Below are 18,867 nucleotides of genomic sequence, written 5' to 3' on the forward strand. Positions count from 1 at the left end.
CGCAGGACCAGTTGCCGTGGGTCATCGGATTCAAGACAGGAAGCATTCCGCGAGAAAAGGGTAGAGGCCGACAGGAATGCCGCACCTCGACTTCGCCGCCATTGGTAGATACCATTCAGGAATCACTCAAATACCAATTCGTGGCATGGAGTCGTTCGATGCGGAAATCCCGACCGTTCTGCGCTGACGCCGTCCTGGCCAAGGCGGTACTCGCGCTCGCGCTGCTTGCCGGAAGCCCGGCGATCGCCGCTACCGCGCCCGCCATCTTTCCCGCCCCGGCGTCGGTGCGCATGACCGGAGCGGATTTCGCGCTAGGTGCCTCGGTGGTGCTGGTGCGGCCGGAAGGCACCGACCCAGCGGCCGAGACGCTGGTGCGCGATGCCTTGACGAAAGCCGGCGTCGAACAGATCCGCGTCGCGACGGCCGTGCCCAGGCAACTGGATGCCGTGTATGTGGTGCTCGGCAGCGGCGACGCCGCGCCGGTGCGCAAGGCGCTGGCACGCACCGGCGCCGCCTTGCCGGAGCGCAAGGAAGGCTATGCGCTGGGCAGCGTCGCCAGCGGCAAGGGGGCGCTGATCGTCCTCGCCGGCAAGGACAGCGACGGCCTGTACCACGCGGCGCAGACGTTCCGGCAGATCGTCGCGCGCGGACGCGTGGCGTCCGTGGCGGTCGCCGACTATCCGGCGATGCCGGTCCGCGGCACCATCGAGGGTTTCTACGGCAAGCCGTGGAGCATGGCCGAGCGCGCGGCGCATATCGCGTTCCTGGCGCGCTTCAAGGCCAACACCTACATCTACAGCCCGAAGGACGACGTGTACGCGCGCGACCGCTGGCGCGATCCGTATCCGGCCGACACGCTCGACGCGCTGGGCAAGGTGGTCGCGGTCGCCAACCGCGAGCACGTCAATTTCGTCTATGCGATCTCGCCCGGCCCCTCGGTCTGCTACAGCGACCCGGCCGACCTGGACGCCATCCGGCGCAAGTTCGCGGCGCTGCGCGGACGCGGCGTGCGCAGCTTCTACGTCGCGTTCGACGACATCGAATACACCAAATGGAACTGCAAGGGCGACGAGGCGGCGTTCGGTGCCGCGGGCGAAAGCGCCGCCGCGGCCGCGCAGGCGAAGCTGCTCAATGCGGTGCAGGCGGATATCGCCGCGGCGGGCCACGGGTCGCTGATCATGGTGCCGACCGAGTATTTCAACGTCACCGAATCGCCGTACAAGGCGGCGCTGCGGCAGGCGCTGGATCCGCGCGTCGTGGTGCAGTGGACGGGTACCGACGTGGTGCCGTCCTCGATCTCGGTCCTGGATGCGAAGAGCGCGACCAAGGCGTTCGGCCGCAAGACGCTGCTGTGGGACAACTACCCGGTCAACGACTTCGCCGAGACGACCGGGCGCTTGCTGATGGCGCCCTACGATCGCCGCCAGGCCGGGCTGGCGGAGGAACTGAGCGGGATCGTCGCCAATCCGATGAACCAGGAAGTCGCCAGCAGGCCGGCGGTGGCGGGATTGCTGGCGTTCGCCTGGAACGACCGTGGCTACGATGCGCAGCGGACCTGGCGCGCCGCCGCACGCGATCTTGCCGGGGATGATCCTGTCGTGACCCAGGCCTTGCTGACCTTCTTCGACACGCAGCACCTGGCGCCGACGTTCGGCCATCTTCCCTGGCAGCCGCAGGCGCCCCGACTCAAGTCGCTGATCGACGATGTGCGTGACGCGGTCGCCGCCGGCGACCCAGCGGCCAGCAAGACCGCACTCGATGCGCTGGGCAAGGCGGCCGATGCGCTTGCCGCGGCGCCGGAGCGGATCCGCGCCGGTGCCGCCACCCAGGGCTTCGTGGCCGAAGCCGGGCCGTGGCTGGACGCGACGCAACTGTGGGGGCGTTCCTTGCGTCTCAGCGTCGATGGCGTGACGGCGGCGCTGGCCAGCGAGCAGGCGGCGCTGCGCGATTTCGAAGAGGCCAAGCGGCTCGCCGCCAAGGCCAGCGCGATCCAGTCGATTCCCGGCGCGACCCGCTTTGCGGGTCCGGTCAAGGTCGCGGACGGCGTCCTCGATACGTTCGTGGCCGATGCGCCTGCGCTCGTGTATCTGCCACGCGTGCGGAAATGAGCACGTAGGTTGGAACGAACCGCGCGGCAGCTTCGGCGCTCGCCGCGCGGCGGCAACGCAGGGGAGGGCAGCTTGCACCGCTTTCGGACCCGCCCATGACCGGTGAAGCGGAGGGCGCGCGATGCCGGCGTCCGGAGACGGCTCGGCGCTGGCGCAGTAGCGGTAGACTGGCGCCTGGCCGGCCAGATCGGCCCAACGCAGGTTTCCAACCGGACAGATGCATTGACTGCCAAACGTCATGTAGGCCCCACCGGCACTACCCGCTCACAGTGGCTGGCGATCGAGCGAGCCGCGGCAGAGGAACTGCAGCGCCGCACCAGCGAGGCGCATGCGGCGATCCTCGAGTTGCTCCGGCGCCATGCCAAGGAGTTCAGCCCGAAGCAGATCGCGGGGCTGCAACGGCGATTGCGCAAAGGCGCCGAACGGTAGGATCGGGTGCGCGACCTGACAGGCGCGGAACAATCGCGTCATGGATGGATCATCGAGTTACAGCGATGCATCGCCTGTCCGCACCGTCGTGCCCGCCGCTCCAGGTCCGGCGCCGGGCGCGGCATGGATCTGCAACGTGCCTCAGCCGGTGTCCCGCTGTACCCGCGCGCGATACTCGCGCACGTTGTCGCCGCGGATGCGCCGCTCCTGGGTGCCGGTCACCGTATCGACCTTGCGATCCGAGCCGGTCACCGGCTTGGCCTCGACGCTGGTCTCCCGTTCGAAGGCGTGCGACTTGTCGGTGTTGCGGTAATACCGGTACAGGGTCCAGTACAGCGCGGTCGCGCCCACCGGGCCGGCCAGCAGCAACCAGAGTCCAGCGTCGTCGCTCATGAGGTGGCCACCACGATCCAGAGGGCGAGGGCTTCGAGGACGGTGCCGGCGGCGAGCGCGGCCAGCAGCAGTTTCCACTGCTGTACCGGCACGCTGCCCATGGTCTCGCCGGTGCGGCCGTTCACCGCGATGTAGTGCAGCATGCCGCCGTTGCGGCCGGGCTGGTGGTACGAGTACAGCCACACCGGCAGGTACATCGACACCCAGCGCGTGCCATGGACCTCCAGCCGCTCCTGCTCCCAGCGCACGCCGCGGTCGTAGCGGTCCACGGAGTCTTCGACCTGGGCGCGGGCGATCGACAGCAACTGGTCCTCCAGCCGCGGTCGCAGGTGCTCGACGTCGCGGTTGCGCTTTTCCGAGGTGAAGCCGGCCAGGTACGACGCGTTCCACTGCACCGCGTTCTTGGTGTCGAACGGCAGGATCGTGTTGATGATGTTGTTGGTATTGGCCTGCGTATCCAGGTTGCCGCGCTCGGAGGACGATTCCAGCGGCAGGTCGTCCACGGTGAAGTCCACGTGCCGTTCCACCTGGTACACGTCGGCGTCGTAGTAGGTCTTCTTGTTCTTGTCGGTGCCGCGCGTGTATTCGCGGGTCTTGATCTCGCCCTTGCCGGCCACGCTGGCGCTGACGTTGCCGTCGACGATCATGTAGGGCAGGTAGACCCCGGCCACGTTCTCGGGCGTGAACTGCTCCTTGAAGGCCTTCAGCGCGAACAGGCGGCGCTTGTCCACGAACTGGCGGATGCGCGCGACCGCATCCTCCTTCCTGATGTGGAACGGCAGCACCGCGTCGGGCACCGCGCCGTTGGCCACCTGCTCGTTGACGCCGAATACATGGCGGCACCAGTGGCAGCGGGCGGTCATCGTGCTCTCGGTGTTGATCGTGACCTCGGCGCCGCAGCCGCTGCACTTGAAGCTCATCAGGCTGGCGGCGTCCGCGGCGATGTCGCGCGCGCCCGAAGCGATCACCGTGCCACGCAGCTCGCCGATGCCCTGGCCGAACCCGAACACCTCCTCGACCCGCGTGCCGTGCCATTCGTTGCGACAGTACTGGCAGACCAGCAGGTCGGTACCGAGCTTGGGGCGGATGTCGGTGGCGCCGCATTTCGGGCAGCGGTTGAGGCCGTCCTTCAACTCGTCGGCGGCGGTGTCGATGGCGAGCGGGTCGCGGGCCTGCAACTCGTCGCGGATCGGCGCGGGCAGGGTGGCGGGGTCGAGCGGAAAACTGCCCGGCAAGGGCGGCACATCCCGGGGCGATCCCGGGCCGGCGACGGGCGCCGCCGGCAACGGCGGCGGCACCGGCGGCAAGGGCGGCGGGGTTCTGGAGTCGGACATGATCGCGGCGCCCGACGTCCTACAGGCCCAGCGCCTTGGCCTTGGCCGCGTCGTAGTCGCTCTGGGTGATCAGGCCCAGGTCCAGCATCTCCTTGGCCTTCTTCAGCTTGGCGACCGGATCGTCGGCCGCCGGCGCGGCGGGCGCGACCGGCTGCTGCAGGCCGCCGACCCCACCGACCAGGCCGGTGGCCATGCCCACCCCGACCAGGCCGGCGGCGCCGCCGTGCTCGCCCGCCGACTGGATGCCCTGGGCCACACTCGCCTGCAAGTTGGAGTTGCCGCGCGCGCCGGCCAGCGCATCGGCGCGCTGCACGGTCTTGAGCAGTTCCCGCGTGTTCGCGTCGTACTCGATCGACACGATCGCGGTCTTGACGATGGCCAGGCCGCGGTCGGAACGCCACTGGTACGCCTGCTCGACCGCATCGGACAGGCTCCTGGCGAAGCCGAGCGAATCCTGCTGCAGCTTGGTGATGCGATTGCCCTTGCCCGGGTCGTTCGTGTACAGGCTGAAGGCCGGCGCCAGCGAACCCACCACCTCGTTGAACAACTGATTGGCGGCGGCGTTGTCGAGGTCGGTGAAGTCGAACACCTGGCCCGGTTGCAGGTAGCGGGCCGGCACGAAGTTCTTCACGAACAGGATCGGGTCGACGATCTTCAGCGTATAGGAGCCGCGCGTCACCGCGCCGACCTGCGTGCCGAGGAAACCGTCGTCCCAGTAGATCTCGGACTGCGTGCCGAAGCGGTTGTCGGGCAGCTCCTTCAGCGAGACGAAGAACGCGGCCTGCTGCGAACCCGGCTGGCCGCCGAACTTGAAACGCTCCCAGCTCTGGCGGATGAGCGGCGAGACCAGGCCGTCGCCGGCGAAGATCGACTGCGAATTCGGATCGTCGGACCGCCATTCGTAGCCGCCCGGCTCGGCGACGAAGCCGGTGATCGCGCCATCCTGTACCAGCAGCAGCCCGTAGCCTTCGGGAACGACGATCTTCGACCCGTTGCTGATGATGTTCGAGGAGGCGCCGGTGTTGGAACCACGCCCGGCGTTGCTGCCGTGCGGCACCGCGGCGAACAGCGCCGCCGTCGGCGGCAGGCCCGCCGGCACGGTGTAGAAGTCCTTCCACTGATCGGCGAGAACGCCGCCGACCGCACCTGACACCGCCTGGACGAGACCCATGACAACTCCCTGTGATTCGTGGATGGGCACCGTGCCCATCGTGCTGGCCGGACTATATCAGCAGCGGGCGACGGGTGAAGGAGGGGGCTGGGCTGGTCCCGGCGTGTCGCTGCCTTGTGCATTCCGAGCGGGCAATCGCGGCGCGCGGCACGCCGAAAAACAACGCCCCGCGGGAGCGCGGCGTTGTTCGGCGATGGGATTCAAGGCGCGGAATGGCGCAGCGCCGGCGTCAGCCTTACGGCAGATTGCACTTGAGCTTGCCATCCACGTAGTAGGGCTTGGGGACATCCGGGTTCTGGCTGGTCTTCTCGAACACCACCTCGAACGAGTCGAGATCCGGCGTGCCCTTGCGCGACGTGCAGGCCTCCTGCAGCTTCTTCTTCACCGCGGCGATGCCGGCATCGCGATTGGCGCCATCGGCGCTGTTGGTCAGGTTGACGACCTCGGCGAATGCCGGCGAGCTCATGCCCAGCAGGCATCCGGCGAACATGAGAACGTGCAGCTTCTTCATAGAGTCTCCTTTGCAATGTCGATGTCCGTGAGCGTCCGGCGACGTGGTCCGCGCGCCACGCATCCGCGTGAGGGCGTGGCAGGCGTCGTCCGGCGCGTCGGTAGCATAGGGAGCGCGGGTTAAGGCTTCGTGGGGATTGTGTTGGAGCGTGCGGATCGCCATGAGCAAAGGCCGTTTTTGCCAAACGGCCTCCCGTTTCTTTGGCGGTGCGAAAAAACGCCTGCAGCGTCTTGATTCATCGATTGGATGGAGTGACTACCACTTCCCGGGAAGAGGCTTGACCAAGACCAACCGTGAGCCTCCATTCTTGGCGATGAAACCGCCCCGCAGCAGATCGCGAATGACGTGGTTGACCATCTCGCGCGTCGCGCCGACCCGAGCGGACATTTCTCGCTGGGTCAATGCAGCAGGAATGATGCGCTGGCCATCCTGTTCGACGGCCTCCGCATTCATCAGATCCACCAGCCGTTCGTACACGCCACTGAGCGCAAGGCTGCGCGCCTGGCTGGTCGCATGGCGAAGGCGCCTGATCAAGGTCACGATCAGGAACTCGGCGAACGCCGCGTTCTTCTCCATGAACTCGCGAAACTCGGCAAACGCGACGACGACGCATTCGGATGGTTCCGTGCTCTTGACCGAGGCGGATCGCCGGCCACCGTCGAGCAACATCTCCCCGAAGAATTCGCCCGGCCGCATGACGTTGTAAACCAGCTCGCGCCCCCTGCTGTCGCACGTGAACACCTTGAGCTTGCCGCTGACCAGGATGTACACCGCATCGGCCATGTCGCCCTCGGAAACCAGGACTTCCCCGGAGGCGTAGCGGCGAGTGTCGCCGACCGCAACCAGTTCCTTCAAAAGTTCCTGGGGGATCAGGCTGTTCGGTTCTATAGCCATGGCGTCTCGGTAGCATGGAGGTGCGCGGAGAAGTTCTGTCTACCAGCGCAGACGGCGGGGCTGTGAACTATTTCCGTTGCAGACAAGTTGGGTTCGTGGTTTTTTAGCACATCCAAGGGGGCGCCATTCGGGATGACGATTCCACCAATCTGTAGCCAGGCGAGCCTTGGGGAAGAGGCTTGCGCTCACTTCTAAATAACGGTTGACTGCTAAGTCAACCTTTGCTCGAGCTTCGCTCTGGAATGATGGTCTTGGCACCGAATCGTGTTGATTAAAAGTTCGCATGTTGCTTAATTGGATAGAAATTTAGTGATTAAGGAGGTTTGTCGGGGGTAGGGCATATGCCCGCTCTTGGCCGGAAGCCGATTTACGCCTACCGGAAGATAGCGCTGCTATCTGTGTGCAGCACTTCGCCTATCGCCCAATCGAGCGCCTTGTATTATTCTGAGACTGGCGCAGTCTATTCTTGTTTCCAATGCGCCAGACTACGAACTGTATTGCATCGGAGCTGACCTCAGGGGGTCGTCATGTCTCGGATCCAAAGGCTGTGCCTGGTTCTGATTGCCGCGTCGCTGACTATTGGCTGCAGCACCTTGCGTAATATTGTTTACACACAAGAAGAGCGACGCACTGAGCAGTCTGCGTTCTTCATGGACCGACGCGGAGATCTCTACCCGCCTGGCGACGTGTATGTCAGCAAGTGGGGCGTATGGGGACGCAAGTTCAAGGAAGCAAGTCTGGAGGCGCATTTTCGGCGGCAGGCGCGCCGGCAATCTTCTGATTGGCAAAAACTTCTCCGAATTACCGAAGTGAAGCCGACCGGGAACTTCGATAGCGACTGGGACTTGGTACAGCGTGCGCTAGTGCGTCGGGCCGCCGATCAGTTCAATCACGAGGGAGCCAGCGATGTGCTTTTGGTAGTGCATGGCTTCAACAACAATTTCGAAAAGGCCAACAAGTGGCTGGATCCATTCCAGGATTACATCCAGCAAGCGCGCCCCAAAACACATGTAGTGCGAATGTACTGGGACGGGCTGTCCAACAGGACGGGAATTGGTATCTGGGGGGAGGCTCAGTACAACGGCCCTCACGTCGGACAATCGCTTCGGCGCATACTGAATCAGCTGGATCCGAACACCAAACTACGGATATTCACGCATAGCTCTGGGGCCTACGTCGTTGTCAACGCTCTCGGCAATGGTGGTGCGAGCTTCCAGGACTTCAGTGATAAGAGTTGGAGCAAACAGATCCGCGAGCGGGCGGGGCAGACGGAGGGTGAGTACGCCATCCCCTCCAGAATTGCAGATCTCCGTGTAGCGATGCTGGTTCCTGCGCAACCAACGATTGCGTTTGATCGATTCACCCAGAACAAGCAGGCGGGCTCAGGTTTGGTTGGGGTGATTCCAAAACGCCTGGTCCTAGGGACGAGTGCGCAGGATTCAGCTACGACGAAGCACTTTGTCGGATGCGAACAGTTCGGCGTTACGTGCATGGCAACTCAGCCAAAGAGTGCATGCAGCGAGGTCAGGACAGCGCTAGAGCGACCCGGGCAGCCATCGCCTGTGGTCGTTGTCGACTTCCCGAAGCCGAGCAACGGCAATCGACACCAACACGGTGTCACGGCCTACATGGAAGACACTCAGGAGTGGGGCGAACTGATCCGGCAGCTATTTGGGCCTGCCGCCGGCGAGGAAGCGCCGCTGCAGGTTGGGAGCGTGCCGATTTGCTCCTAGCCCACAAACCCAACATGACCTCGCCTGGCCGTGCTGCCAGGCTGAGGAGGATGCCGCCGTCGGACGACGTGTCCGCTACTGGCCGAGAGCGGACATTGCGCAGGGCGGGGGATTAGGCAAATTTATCGCGGGTAGGGGAGGGGATCTGTCGGCCATAACCTGTCATTCTCGCTTCATTCATAGCAACGACGACGCACCCCAGCATTGGTCATCACACAAGGCGCGCGGACGGAATACCTCGTTCGCTAACACGTGATCGGTAAAGTTCTGATCAGGTTGGGTCGGGCCAGGTTTCAATGTATCCAGGTTTATCTTATTTTGCTCAAAAAAAGGTGATGTTTCACTAATGCACTCTAGGGGGCGAGATGCACAAACATGATCCGGTTCGACAGATTAGTTTCATTCAGCAGGCGCTGTCGCAGAACCGTAAGCCTATCGGCTTCTTTCTCGGCGCAGGATGCCCCCTGTCGATCCGCGTCAATGAGCGAGAGGCGGATGGAAAGACTATCACCGATCCATTGATCTGGGATGTGGCCGGATTGACGAAGGTGATCGCCAAGGCCCTGTCGAGCGGGGACCCCGCAAAGCCCAAAAGTTGGGACAAGATCGTTCAGATCGTGAAAGAGGATGGCGGCAACAGCAGCAATATCGAGCTCATCCTTAGCCGCATCCGCGTGTTCGCGAGCGTGGCTGGCATCGGAGATGTGCGCGGTCTTACAGCAGCCGAGCTCAAAGTACTCGATACCGAGGTCTGTGATGTAATCTCCGAGGAGGTCACCCGCACGCTTCCGACAAAGGACAGCCCCTATCACAATCTTGCGATCTGGAGTCGCTCGATCCGCCGTGAGCGGCCCGTCCATCTCTTTACAACCAATTACGACTTGCTTATGGAGCAGGCCCTTGAGGAAAGTTCAGCACCCTATTTCGACGGCTTCATCGGCGCCCGGAAGGCTTTCTTCGACCTCGGCGCTGTTGAGGATGAGGGCTTATTGCCACCGCGATGGACTCGGCTATGGAAAATCCATGGCTCACTCAACTGGCGCCTGGAGAACGAGACGGACGTCGTTCGAACCGATCAGAAGACCGATAAGCAGAGCTATCTGATCTACCCGTCGCATCTCAAATATGATCAGAGCCGCAAGATGCCCTATCTCGCGATGCTTGATCGCTTGAAGGCCTTCCTCCTCGCGCCGTCGTCGCTACTCTTCATCTGCGGCTATTCCTTCGCAGACGAGCATATCAACGACGTCATATGCCGCAGCCTTGAGGCGAACCCGACTGCTCATGTCTTTGCCTTTGTCCATGGCGAGCTAGAAACAGAGAGCTACAAGCTCGCGCGCCAGTGTGCGCTGGCGACCCCGAATCTGAGCCTGCTGGGGTTCGACAAGGCGATCATCGGCCGCACGCCGGGTGACTGGACAGGCGACGGGGCAGATGACCTTGTGTTGCCGCCCAGTATCCTCGTGAAGGACGGCGACAAGGTCACTGTGCGACTCGGCGACTTTGCTGCACTCGGCGCGCTGCTTCGTGGTCTCTCCGGCGACGGGACGAACAATGATCCGGTCTGACCTAGCTGATCGGGCGACCGTCATCGGCACGGTCCAGGACGTTAGCGGGACGTCGGTCAGCGTCACCTTGACGTCGGACCGCTTCTCGGGCCTGAGCTTTGTCCACGGCCAAGGCCACAAGATTGGCCAGATCGGCAGCTTCGTTAAAATCCCGATTGGGTATGTCGACCTCTATGGGATCGTTTCGCAGGTCGGGGCGAGCGCGGTTCCAGAGAAGGCCGCACTTTCGATGCCCAATGGGCTGCGCTGGATGACGGTCCAGCTGGTCGGCGAGGGCTACAGGACAGGACGGTTCCAGCGCGGCATATCGCAATATCCGACATTCGAGGATGAGGTTCATCTTGTCTCCGAGGCCGACCTTCAGGCGATCTACGGACGATCGGATGAGCAAAACCATCTGGTCCGCGTCGGCCATGTGGCAGGAAGCGAGTCGATCAACGCGCTGGTCGACGTGAACAAGCTCGTAACCCGCCACAGCGCTGTCGTGGGAACGACCGGCTCTGGCAAGTCGACGACGGTCGCCGGACTTCTTAATGTCCTGTCTGATGAGAGTCGCTTTCCCTCCGCGCGCATAGTCGTCCTCGACCTTCACGGGGAATATGCCAAGGCGCTTAGCGACCGCGCGAACATTTTCAAGATCACCCCGGATGTCCGCAACATCAACGAACACCGGCTGTGCATTCCATTCTGGGCCCTGAGCTTCGACGAGCTCATGCGGGTGACGTTCGGAAGCCTCCCGCCCGATGGAAAAGCACGCAACGTCATCCTCGAGCAAATACTCGAGGCCAAGATCGCAAGCCTGACGGCGCAGCCGATCACCGGTGTCGATCCCGCAAGCATCACCGCCGATAGTCCGATACCTTTCTCGCTCAACAAGCTTTGGCATGACCTATATTGCCGCGAGTTCGGAACCTATCTCAGCGCTGGCGGCGCGAACCCGTTAGATCAGGCGACCTGGGCCTATGAATGCGATGCTTCCGGCACAAAGATCGTGGGGGATGCGCAGGCCGCGGTCCCACCGCGCTTTCGCAAGGTAAAGAATGTCGCCTCTGATCCGGAGAAGATCAATTGGCTCCCGGACGTTCTCAACATCCGGGGGCCGCTTGAGGCGCTCGGCGCCCGGCTTCGTGTCGCTCGCTACGACTTCCTGTTGAAGCCCGGCGACTGGCATCCTGACCCCCATGGCAAGACGACCAAGACGCTCGCCGATCTCGTCGGGCAATGGCTCGGTAGCGACAAGCCGATCACTATCCTCGATCTGTCGGGTATTCCCTCGACGGTGACGAACGACATCATCGGCAACATATTGCGCGTTCTTTACGATGGACTTTTCTGGGCGCGTAACCTCTCGGAGGGCGGGCGCGAACGCCCGCTGCTCGTCGTGATGGAGGAAGCGCACAGCTACCTTGGCGACAATGGCAGCAGCGCAGCCTCGATCGCGACTCAGCGCATCGTCAAGGAAGGGCGCAAATATGGGATTGGCGCGATGATCGTTAGCCAGCGCCCCGCAGAGATCAACCCGACGATCCTGTCACAATGCGGGACATTCTTCGCGATGCGGTTGAGCAATGCAACGGATCGCTCGCATGTGACGAGCGCGCTTTCGGATAATCTCGAGGGCCTGACCAGCATGCTCCCGGTGCTTCGCACCGGAGAGGCGATCATCCTCGGCGAAGCGGTCCGCTTGCCAATGCGCACGATGATCCAAGCACCGCCTCGGGACCGTCGCCCCGACAGCCAGGATCCGCTCATTTGCGACGAAGCCGCGCCTGACGAATCGATGACCCCTGGTGGCTGGAACCTTCGGACCCATATTGCCGCGGACTATCGCTATTTCGTCGAGAACTGGCTGCAGCAGAACCCCGTATCCCCCCCTCCAAAGAAGGAATAACCGCCCATGGCATGGCAAGATTTCGCGCCCTTCACCTCCTCGAACATCGCGGCGATCCGTTACGATGAGGAACAGCTCCTGCTAGAGGTCGAGTTCCTCAACAGCATCCGCTATCATTATTACGAGGTGCCAGCGCATATTGCGCAAGCCTTCGACCAAGCCTCGTCGAAGGGAAGTTTCCTCGCCTCAACCATCAAGGGCCATTATCGTTACGGCCGCGCCTGAATGTCGATTGTAAACCTCGATCGGAAGAATAGTCGCGCTCAGCTCGGTGCCTTCGAAGTCAACAACAACAAGACCTTGTTCGAGTTCTTTAACGAGGTCGCCGCAGCCGATCGCGACAAGCAGCTCCACAGGCGGCCTTGCCCCGAGTTGTACCTGCGGGTGGTGTTAGCGGCAGCCGACTCGGCCAGCAGTTCGCGCACGGCGTCGGCGGCTTGCTTGCTTGCTTGGCCAGTTGTTCCGGCAATTCCAGATGGGCAGTTGTCGCTAGCAAGGCCGCGGGGGTAGAATTTCACTTCATATTATACAATATACGCTATGAAATGGCGTATGTACTGACGATAATCATCACTTATAACAAGTAAGTTATCAGCAGAGTAGGGCGCCGCCGAGGCGTTGCGCGAACTGGCGATCCAGACCGCGCTGGCGCACGTCCGCGCCGACCAACTGGAACGTTTGAGCGATCTGCCCTAGCAGGCATGTGCCGCACTAGTCCCGAATGCGGCATCCTCTAAAGTCAAGACCAAGTCCCGACGCAAACCACCACCAGCGTGAGAAAAGCGCCCCGGCACGGCACAGTTGCAACCACTCCTAATTTCTCAAACGAGGCCGGTCATAGACGGACAATCAGCAAAAGGAGCAACGTCCATGATGCGCAATGCACAGTTGAATAAGATTCCCAGCATTGAATTGCGGCTAGTGGATCAAGCGCGCTCATCACCATCTTGCCGGCTATGGAAAGACGTCCGCGTACTCACCTTGAGTAGCATCTCGGTGAACCCTCAACTACGAGGGAAGGGCTGGTTCACTGAATTTCTCGCGCTATGCGACGCTCTGAACCTGCGATCTAGCTAGATGCACAACAACGACCTTCACCATCGACGGTTTCGGTTTCGTGCTGCGTCACGTAAGTCGGTAGCGTCTGCTCGCCACAGCAGGCCGCGCAGCCGGCGTTCGGGGATGCGTTCTCCAGAAGGCGCTACCAAATCCCGGTCGGCCAGTCGCCAGCCAGCCCAAGGGCCGTGCAGGTCCACGCGGTTGTTGATGACGTAGAGGGTTGGCAGGGAATCGTTACGAACACGGCCAGATCTTCGCTAACCGATTGATGGATCGCTGAATTCTACCCTCGGCCGCACGTCCAGGCTCGGCCCTCCCCGGGAAGCTGTGGCACCATTCAATCATGGCCACCACGTACTACTTCTTGGACACCGAGTGGGCCGATGTAACGGGCAGCGAGCTGGTGAGTCTGGCGCTGGTGAACGAAGGTGGAGACCGCCTTTTCTACGCTGAGCGAGCCAGCCTGCCCGAGGCTCCCACCGACTTCGTTCGTCAAAGCGTCTACCCGCTGCTAGACCGCGGCGACGCAGCCCTGCCGGATGCCGCCCTGACGACCGAGCTGCGCGCCTTCCTCAGCGAGGCCGACGCGCCGGCGGTGATGGCGGATTTCCCGAACGACCTTCAGCTGCTGCGGTATGCCTTGGATGGGTTTGAGCTCCCTGATGCCCAGGTTGCTGCGTGCGGCCCCCGGCCGGCCCCGGTCATGACGCGCATGTCCAAGGAAGGCCTTCCGGGATTGCTGGTGGAAGATTGGTTCGCGGCCCATCCGGAACATAGGGCCAGGCGCCACCATGCCTTGGTGGACGCGCAGGCCTTGCGGATGGCTTGGCTGGTGGCCACCGACCGCATCCCTGCTCCGGCGTGGGCCCACTCCTATCGCCGCGCCCGGGGATAGCGGCATGGCGTCCATCCCCGGTATGCTTGCCCCATGAACCGCCTGTGCCAGCTCGACCCTCGAATACCGGCGTGATCGCATCGATCGATCACGCCCCTGTTGCTCATGTTGGTCAGAGCGCCGGCCTTATACCCCGGTGAGAGCACGCGCCAGATAAGCGCGTACACGTCGGTTCGATTCCGACCAGGGGCACCACCGTCAACGACGGAAGAATGCTTCTACTTGCGCGCCATGACAGCGCTTGTACTTGCTGCCGCTGCCGCACAGGCACGGTGCATGCTCGCGCAATCCCGCACCGAGTGACTGGCCCAGAAAGTCTCTGGCCTGCAGAAGAGGCTGGATTTCATTGGCGGGCACGCTGACCTCGCCATACTGGGATGATCGCTCGCCGCGGTTCATCACCTGGACAATCGCTTCGGACATCTGGATGAAGTGCTTGATCAGCAGGTCATCGCGTAATGGCATGCGGACGTTGTCGATGGCCAGGCCCTCGTAGCGTCTTCGCGGATCCGGCACAAAGAGAATGCGTGTCTCACCTTCAGGCTTTGGCGTGATGTCGACCATTTCCCCTGCGGGACTGACCCACACGGCATGGAATTCTGCCTCAACCAGCACGTGCGGCCATTCCCACAGCTGCCACCCGCACAGCATCTGACCACCGTCGCGCGCGACCTTGGCCTGCACGTTGGGAAAGCACTCGTGCACGATCGCGTCGGCTTCCGGCTGTACATCAAGATAGACCGGCTCTGCGCCGCGCACGACGGATTCGGTCAGGCGCCGCACGGCACGGGTGATTTCCGGGGGTGTGGTGGTTATTCCGCTCATGCCAAAGCTCCTTGTGATCGTTGCGCCGGGTGTTCTCTTCGCAGGCTATGGCGCCGGCGTCTCTTCCGATGAGATCCGCTTGGCGCCTTTGCCGCCGGCACTGGCCGGCTGTAGCTGGGCCAACAGCGGCTCCAAGGTGCTCAGGCGCACGGTTGCGCGCAGCGTTTCCGCCTCGGCCTGCTCGCGTCGTTCGCGCTCCTGGGCCAGCTCGGTTCTGGCTTGTGCGAGGTCTTGCCGAGCGGTGTCCAAACTCTGAGCGTCTTGGCCCCAGCGCACCTGCACCGCCTGGTGTTCGGCCGCCGTCAGGCGCAGCGTATCGAGCTCGCCCTGTTGCGTCTGGATGGTCTGACGCAGCTGCGCCACCTCCTTTTCCAGTCGAGTATGACGCTCCAGCCACTGGCCGTTTTCCCGGTTGAGCTGCACAAGATCATGGTTCTTGGCGGTCAATGCCTCGTTGGCCTGGCGCAGGCCGACCTGTAGTTCCTGCACTTGGTGCTCGTGCCGGCGTTGCTCCTGCTCGCGCTGGTCTTTGACCGATGTGCGGTAGTGCTCAAGGGCTTCCCTGGCATGCTCATGCTTCTGCTCCAGGGAGCGCGCGTGGCTTTCGTGCTCTGCCAGCCGCGCCGTGAGGCCGGCAATGCGCTCCTCCAGCTGGGCCAGTTCGGTGGTGCGGCTGGCCACTTCGCCCCTGGCCACTTCACTCGCCTGGCGTTCTGTCTGTAGCAGCGTCTCGGTGCGCTGAAGCTGCGCGCTGAGATTGCCGGTGTCCTGCCGGGCCTGCTCCAAGGCTTGGGTGCGCTCGTGCAGCTCGGCCTGGAACCGCTCTTGCGCTTGAGCGACCACGGTTTCGGCCTCGGCGTGCAGCCGCTCGGCCAGACGAGCCACCAGGTCCTGCAGGGCGTCGCTGACGGCAATCTTGGCGCCTACGCCTTGCCCGTCCTCCTCTTCCAGCTCCTTCAGGTAGCGGTGGATGGTGGTTTTGGACCCCGTGTTGCCCAGCGCCACGCGGACGGCGTCTACCGAGGGGTTCTTGCCTTCGGCCCGGAGGCTGTCCCGGGCACGTTGCACATCGCTTTTGTACAAGCCAGACCGAGCCATGCGTCCTCTCCGGTTATTTCGTAATGTATTACATACCATGTAATTACGTACTACTCAACGCCAAAGAAGGCCGAGCCAGCGACCCAAACATCAAGCGGGATAATATTGAATTATCCCGCGTAAGGCCGATTCTTGCCCTTCCTAGCGCCCCAAATAGTACGAAACCGCCCAAGGCCGGCGATCGCTGGGTAGTATGGCCCAGAGCGGAAAGGAGGCCAGCCAGGGTGCGGCCAGGCTCCGCCACCGAGCCCGTTGGTCATCAAAGGACTGTGCATGCCGATCGAACGTATCGTCATCGACAACTTCAAGTCGTTTCGGCATCTGGACCTGCCGCTCAACGCCCACATGAACTTGGTGGTGGGCGACAACGAGGTGGGCAAGTCCACCCTGCTGGAGGCCATCCACGCGGTGGTCACCGGGCAGTTGCATGGGCGCAACCTTGCCTACGAGCTAACGCCTCACCTGTTTCACCAGCCCACGGTGCGAGAGTACTTGGCGACGCTTGCTGCAGGGACGCCGGCATCGCCGCCGCGGATCTCCATCGAAGCCTATATGGGCGGCGACGCCGCGCTGGCCTCGTTGCGCGGCACCAACAACTCGCTGCGCCAAGACACCGCCGGCATCCGGTTGCTGGTTGAGCTCAACGACGACTACCGCGATGAGTTCAGCGCCTACCTGCAGCAGCACCAGGGCGCGGTCAGCCTGCCGGTGGAGTACTACACGGTGCGCTGGTACTCCTTCGCCAACAATGGCGTCACCGCCCGCAGTATTCCGTTCGACTCGACCATCATCGACACGCACGGCATCAAGACCTTGTCCGGTGCCGATCGCTATATCGCCGGCATCATCGAGCAGGCATTGACGCCTGCCCAACGCGTCTCGCTGTCGCTGAGCTTCCGCCGCATGCGGCAGAGTTTTTCCGAAGAAGCGGATGTTGCGGCCATCAATGCCTACCTGACCGAGCACACCGGGGACATCAGCCACCGAGCACTGACGGTGGGTGTGGACACATCGCCGCGTTCGACGTGGGAAACCAGCTTGTCACCGTACTTGGATGAGCTACCTTTCACCCAGGCCGGCAAGGGTGAACAGAGCGCCGTGAAGATGAAGCTGGCGATGCACGCGGCGGGCGCGGCCCACGTGCTGCTGATCGAGGAGCCGGAGAATCATCTGTCCTTCTCCAGCATGACCCAGCTGATCGACAAGATTGCAGCCCTCTCCACCGCCCAACAGGTGATCATCGCCACCCACAGTAGCTTCGTGTTGAACAAGCTGGGCGTGGACAACGTGATCCTGTTCAGTGCGCAGGGCCAGATGAAGCTGGACCAGCTGCCGAGCGACACCCACGACTATTTCATGAAGCTGCCTGGTCACGACACGCTGCGGCTGATCCTGGCCAAACAGGCGATCCTTGTGGAAGGACCGTCCGATGAGCTGATCGTGCAGCGTGCTTACAGCGACCACCACGGCGTGGCGCCGATGGCCCATGGCGTGGACATCATCTCGGTCAAATCGCTGGCATTCAAACGCTTCTTGCAGATCGCGGATCGGCTGAAGATTCAGGCCAAGGTGATCACCGACAACGATGGCGACATCGCCGTTGTGCAGGAACGCTATGCAGAGCACCTCACCGCGATCTACTACGACTCCGACGAAAGTGCCCCATCGCTGGAAGAGCAACTGATCAAAGCCAATTCGCTGGCTGAGCTCAACACCGTGCTGGGAAAGACCTTCGCCGATGAGGTGGCGCTGCTCAAGTACATGAAAGGCCATAAGACCGATACGGCCCTGGCGATCTTCAACAGCCCTCACTCGATCAGGTTCCCGGACTATGTCCAGCGTGCCATCGCCTAACCGGGTACTGCTCTCAGCGGCAGGCTCGGGCAAAACCACGCTACTGGTCCGGCAGGCCTTGGAGCGACCTGGGCGCCGCATCGCGATTGTCACCTACACGTTGGAAAATCTAGAAGAGATCCGGCGCTCGTTTGAGGTCCACGCCGGCGCGGTCCCCGCGCATGTCACGTTGCATAGCTGGTATGGCTTCCTGCTCCGAGAGTGCATCCGTCCGTACCAGGCGGCACTTTGCGCCGAGCCTCGGGTCGAGACCATCCTGTTCGTGGAAGGTCTCACCAACAACCGGGCCCCGCGCACCCAGGTCGCGCGACACTATTTGGCCGGTAACCGGATGTACTCCGACCGGGCGGCCGACTTTGCTGTGCGCTGCGATGAGCTGACCCAAGGTCAAGTGATGGCGCGCTTGGCGGCCATGTACGACGAGCTTTACATCGACGAGGTCCAGGACCTCGCCGGCTACGATCTGGATCTGGTCGAGCTGCTGCTGAAGAGCGCTATCGCCATTACGTTGGTAGGTGATACGCGCCAAGCTACGTATGCCACGAACTATGCGCAAAGGCACAGTCAATATCGCGGGCCGAACCTGGCGGCGTTGTTCCAGATCTGGGAGTCGGACGGCTTATGCCAGCTCGACCACCGTCTCATCAGTCTGCGCTGCGTCCAAGCCCTGTGCGATATGGCCGACACGCTCTATCCGCAGATGCCCCGCACCGAATCAGGCAATGGCGAGGTCACGGGGCACGACGGCATCTACCTCGTCGCTCCCGGGGACGTTGCTGCGTACATGCAGGAGTTTGCCCCCACCGTGCTTCGGCATGACCGGCGGCAAGCCTGCGACGGACTTCCTGCGGTGAACTTCGGGCAGTGCAAGGGCCGCACCTATCCCCGGGTCCTAATCTTCCCCAACGGGCCGTTGACGCAGTACCTGCGCACCGCAGATGCGGCGCGTATCACTGCGCCACCGAAATACTACGTGGCCTTTACCCGGGCACGGCAAAGCGTGGCATTTGTGTACGCCGGCGTGTGTACGCTGCCGGGGCATCAGCTCTATGTCCCTGCCAGCGCAAGCACATAGAGAAGCGTTGGAATTCTTGGCATTGGCGG

At 62.7% G+C, this 18,867-nt stretch carries 16 protein-coding genes and 1 tRNA gene; 9 read left to right on the plus strand and 8 right to left on the minus strand.

Going from position 1 to position 18,867, the window contains the following annotated elements:
• Positions 1–158: 158 nt before the first annotated feature.
• Positions 159–2,108 (plus strand): beta-N-acetylhexosaminidase family protein, encoded by a 1,950-nt coding sequence (locus AB3X10_RS11325; RefSeq protein ID WP_369981784.1) that lies wholly within the window; start codon positions 159–161, stop codon positions 2,106–2,108.
• A gap of 264 nt (positions 2,109–2,372) precedes the next feature.
• On the opposite strand, the gene AB3X10_RS11330 is transcribed toward AB3X10_RS11325, so the two are convergent.
• The 6 genes from AB3X10_RS11330 to AB3X10_RS11355 all read right to left on the minus strand — a co-directional run bounded on the left by AB3X10_RS11330 (position 2,373) and on the right by AB3X10_RS11355 (position 6,840).
• Complete coding sequence (locus tag AB3X10_RS11330) at positions 2,373–2,579, minus strand: hypothetical protein (RefSeq protein ID WP_369981532.1); 207 nt, start codon at positions 2,577–2,579, stop codon at positions 2,373–2,375.
• A 99-nt stretch (positions 2,580–2,678) separates the two neighbouring features.
• Complete coding sequence (locus tag AB3X10_RS11335; protein WP_369981534.1) at positions 2,679–2,930, minus strand: hypothetical protein; 252 nt, start codon at positions 2,928–2,930, stop codon at positions 2,679–2,681.
• The gene (locus AB3X10_RS11340; protein ID WP_369981536.1) at positions 2,927–4,264 is read right to left on the minus strand and encodes a TFIIB-type zinc ribbon-containing protein; all 1,338 of its coding nucleotides are present in this window, start codon (positions 4,262–4,264) and stop codon (positions 2,927–2,929) included. The genes AB3X10_RS11335 and AB3X10_RS11340 overlap by 4 nt, the downstream gene beginning before the upstream one ends.
• Positions 4,265–4,283: 19 nt before the next feature.
• Entirely contained in the window at positions 4,284–5,435 is a 1,152-nt protein-coding gene (locus AB3X10_RS11345) for an SPFH domain-containing protein (protein WP_369981538.1), read from the minus strand.
• 235 nt (positions 5,436–5,670) lie between these two features.
• Entirely contained in the window at positions 5,671–5,946 is a 276-nt protein-coding gene (locus tag AB3X10_RS11350; protein ID WP_369981540.1) for a hypothetical protein, read from the minus strand.
• Positions 5,947–6,201: 255 nt separating this feature from the next.
• Positions 6,202–6,840, minus strand: coding sequence for a Crp/Fnr family transcriptional regulator (locus AB3X10_RS11355; protein ID WP_369981542.1), 639 nt, complete (start codon positions 6,838–6,840; stop codon positions 6,202–6,204).
• 527 nt (positions 6,841–7,367) lie between these two features.
• On the opposite strand from AB3X10_RS11355, the gene AB3X10_RS11360 reads away from it, so the two are divergent.
• The 6 genes from AB3X10_RS11360 to AB3X10_RS11385 all read left to right on the plus strand — a co-directional run bounded on the left by AB3X10_RS11360 (position 7,368) and on the right by AB3X10_RS11385 (position 14,181).
• Positions 7,368–8,573, plus strand: a complete 1,206-nt coding sequence (locus tag AB3X10_RS11360; RefSeq protein ID WP_369981544.1) for an alpha/beta hydrolase — start codon at positions 7,368–7,370, stop codon at positions 8,571–8,573.
• A 365-nt stretch (positions 8,574–8,938) separates the two neighbouring features.
• Positions 8,939–10,141, plus strand: coding sequence for an SIR2 family NAD-dependent protein deacylase (locus AB3X10_RS11365; protein WP_369981546.1), 1,203 nt, complete (start codon positions 8,939–8,941; stop codon positions 10,139–10,141).
• Positions 10,128–12,032, plus strand: coding sequence for an ATP-binding protein (locus AB3X10_RS11370; protein WP_369981548.1), 1,905 nt, complete (start codon positions 10,128–10,130; stop codon positions 12,030–12,032). Before AB3X10_RS11365 ends, AB3X10_RS11370 begins: the two co-directional genes overlap by 14 nt.
• A gap of 6 nt (positions 12,033–12,038) precedes the next feature.
• Positions 12,039–12,257 carry a KTSC domain-containing protein gene (locus AB3X10_RS11375; protein WP_369981550.1) on the plus strand — a complete coding sequence of 73 codons (219 nt, stop codon included), beginning with the start codon at positions 12,039–12,041 and terminating at the stop codon, positions 12,255–12,257.
• Between the two features lie 1,177 nt (positions 12,258–13,434).
• Entirely contained in the window at positions 13,435–13,986 is a 552-nt protein-coding gene (locus AB3X10_RS11380) for a 3'-5' exoribonuclease (RefSeq protein ID WP_057681749.1), read from the plus strand.
• Between the two features lie 92 nt (positions 13,987–14,078).
• Positions 14,079–14,181, plus strand: a tRNA-Ile gene (locus tag AB3X10_RS11385).
• Between the two features lie 3 nt (positions 14,182–14,184).
• On the opposite strand, the gene AB3X10_RS11390 is transcribed toward AB3X10_RS11385, so the two are convergent.
• Positions 14,185–14,811, minus strand: a complete 627-nt coding sequence (locus AB3X10_RS11390; RefSeq protein WP_081029745.1) for an SEC-C domain-containing protein — start codon at positions 14,809–14,811, stop codon at positions 14,185–14,187.
• A 45-nt stretch (positions 14,812–14,856) separates the two neighbouring features.
• Entirely contained in the window at positions 14,857–15,909 is a 1,053-nt protein-coding gene (locus tag AB3X10_RS11395; RefSeq protein ID WP_057681750.1) for a DNA-binding protein, read from the minus strand.
• Positions 15,910–16,182: 273 nt separating this feature from the next.
• Between AB3X10_RS11395 and AB3X10_RS11400 the strand changes: the two genes are divergently transcribed.
• Positions 16,183–17,763, plus strand: a complete 1,581-nt coding sequence (locus AB3X10_RS11400; protein ID WP_057681751.1) for an ATP-dependent nuclease — start codon at positions 16,183–16,185, stop codon at positions 17,761–17,763.
• Entirely contained in the window at positions 17,741–18,838 is a 1,098-nt protein-coding gene (locus tag AB3X10_RS11405) for a UvrD-helicase domain-containing protein (RefSeq protein ID WP_057681752.1), read from the plus strand. The genes AB3X10_RS11400 and AB3X10_RS11405 overlap by 23 nt, the downstream gene beginning before the upstream one ends.
• Positions 18,839–18,867: the final 29 nt, after the last annotated feature.

The organism is Xanthomonas sp. DAR 80977, assembly GCF_041240605.1.
Classification (GTDB): Bacteria; Pseudomonadota; Gammaproteobacteria; order Xanthomonadales; family Xanthomonadaceae; genus Xanthomonas_A; species Xanthomonas_A bundabergensis.

What these genes read in the sequence shown, in the direction of transcription:
- AB3X10_RS11360 (WP_369981544.1), top strand. Translation starts at nt 7,368, where the DNA reads ATGTCTCGGATCCAAAGGCTGTGCCTGGTTCTGATTGCCGCGTCGCTG.
- AB3X10_RS11400 (WP_057681751.1), top strand. Translation starts at nt 16,183, where the DNA reads ATGCCGATCGAACGTATCGTCATCGACAACTTCAAGTCGTTTCGGCAT.
- AB3X10_RS11395 (WP_057681750.1), bottom strand. Translation starts at nt 15,909, where the DNA reads ATGGCTCGGTCTGGCTTGTACAAAAGCGATGTGCAACGTGCCCGGGAC.
- AB3X10_RS11355 (WP_369981542.1), bottom strand. Translation starts at nt 6,840, where the DNA reads ATGGCTATAGAACCGAACAGCCTGATCCCCCAGGAACTTTTGAAGGAA.
- AB3X10_RS11350 (WP_369981540.1), bottom strand. Translation starts at nt 5,946, where the DNA reads ATGAAGAAGCTGCACGTTCTCATGTTCGCCGGATGCCTGCTGGGCATG.
- AB3X10_RS11380 (WP_057681749.1), top strand. Translation starts at nt 13,435, where the DNA reads ATGGCCACCACGTACTACTTCTTGGACACCGAGTGGGCCGATGTAACG.
- AB3X10_RS11405 (WP_057681752.1), top strand. Translation starts at nt 17,741, where the DNA reads ATGTCCAGCGTGCCATCGCCTAACCGGGTACTGCTCTCAGCGGCAGGC.
- AB3X10_RS11330 (WP_369981532.1), bottom strand. Translation starts at nt 2,579, where the DNA reads ATGACGCGATTGTTCCGCGCCTGTCAGGTCGCGCACCCGATCCTACCG.
- AB3X10_RS11345 (WP_369981538.1), bottom strand. Translation starts at nt 5,435, where the DNA reads ATGGGTCTCGTCCAGGCGGTGTCAGGTGCGGTCGGCGGCGTTCTCGCC.
- AB3X10_RS11390 (WP_081029745.1), bottom strand. Translation starts at nt 14,811, where the DNA reads ATGAGCGGAATAACCACCACACCCCCGGAAATCACCCGTGCCGTGCGG.
- AB3X10_RS11340 (WP_369981536.1), bottom strand. Translation starts at nt 4,264, where the DNA reads ATGTCCGACTCCAGAACCCCGCCGCCCTTGCCGCCGGTGCCGCCGCCG.
- AB3X10_RS11335 (WP_369981534.1), bottom strand. Translation starts at nt 2,930, where the DNA reads ATGAGCGACGACGCTGGACTCTGGTTGCTGCTGGCCGGCCCGGTGGGC.
- AB3X10_RS11365 (WP_369981546.1), top strand. Translation starts at nt 8,939, where the DNA reads ATGCACAAACATGATCCGGTTCGACAGATTAGTTTCATTCAGCAGGCG.
- AB3X10_RS11370 (WP_369981548.1), top strand. Translation starts at nt 10,128, where the DNA reads ATGATCCGGTCTGACCTAGCTGATCGGGCGACCGTCATCGGCACGGTC.
- AB3X10_RS11325 (WP_369981784.1), top strand. Translation starts at nt 159, where the DNA reads ATGCGGAAATCCCGACCGTTCTGCGCTGACGCCGTCCTGGCCAAGGCG.
- AB3X10_RS11375 (WP_369981550.1), top strand. Translation starts at nt 12,039, where the DNA reads ATGGCATGGCAAGATTTCGCGCCCTTCACCTCCTCGAACATCGCGGCG.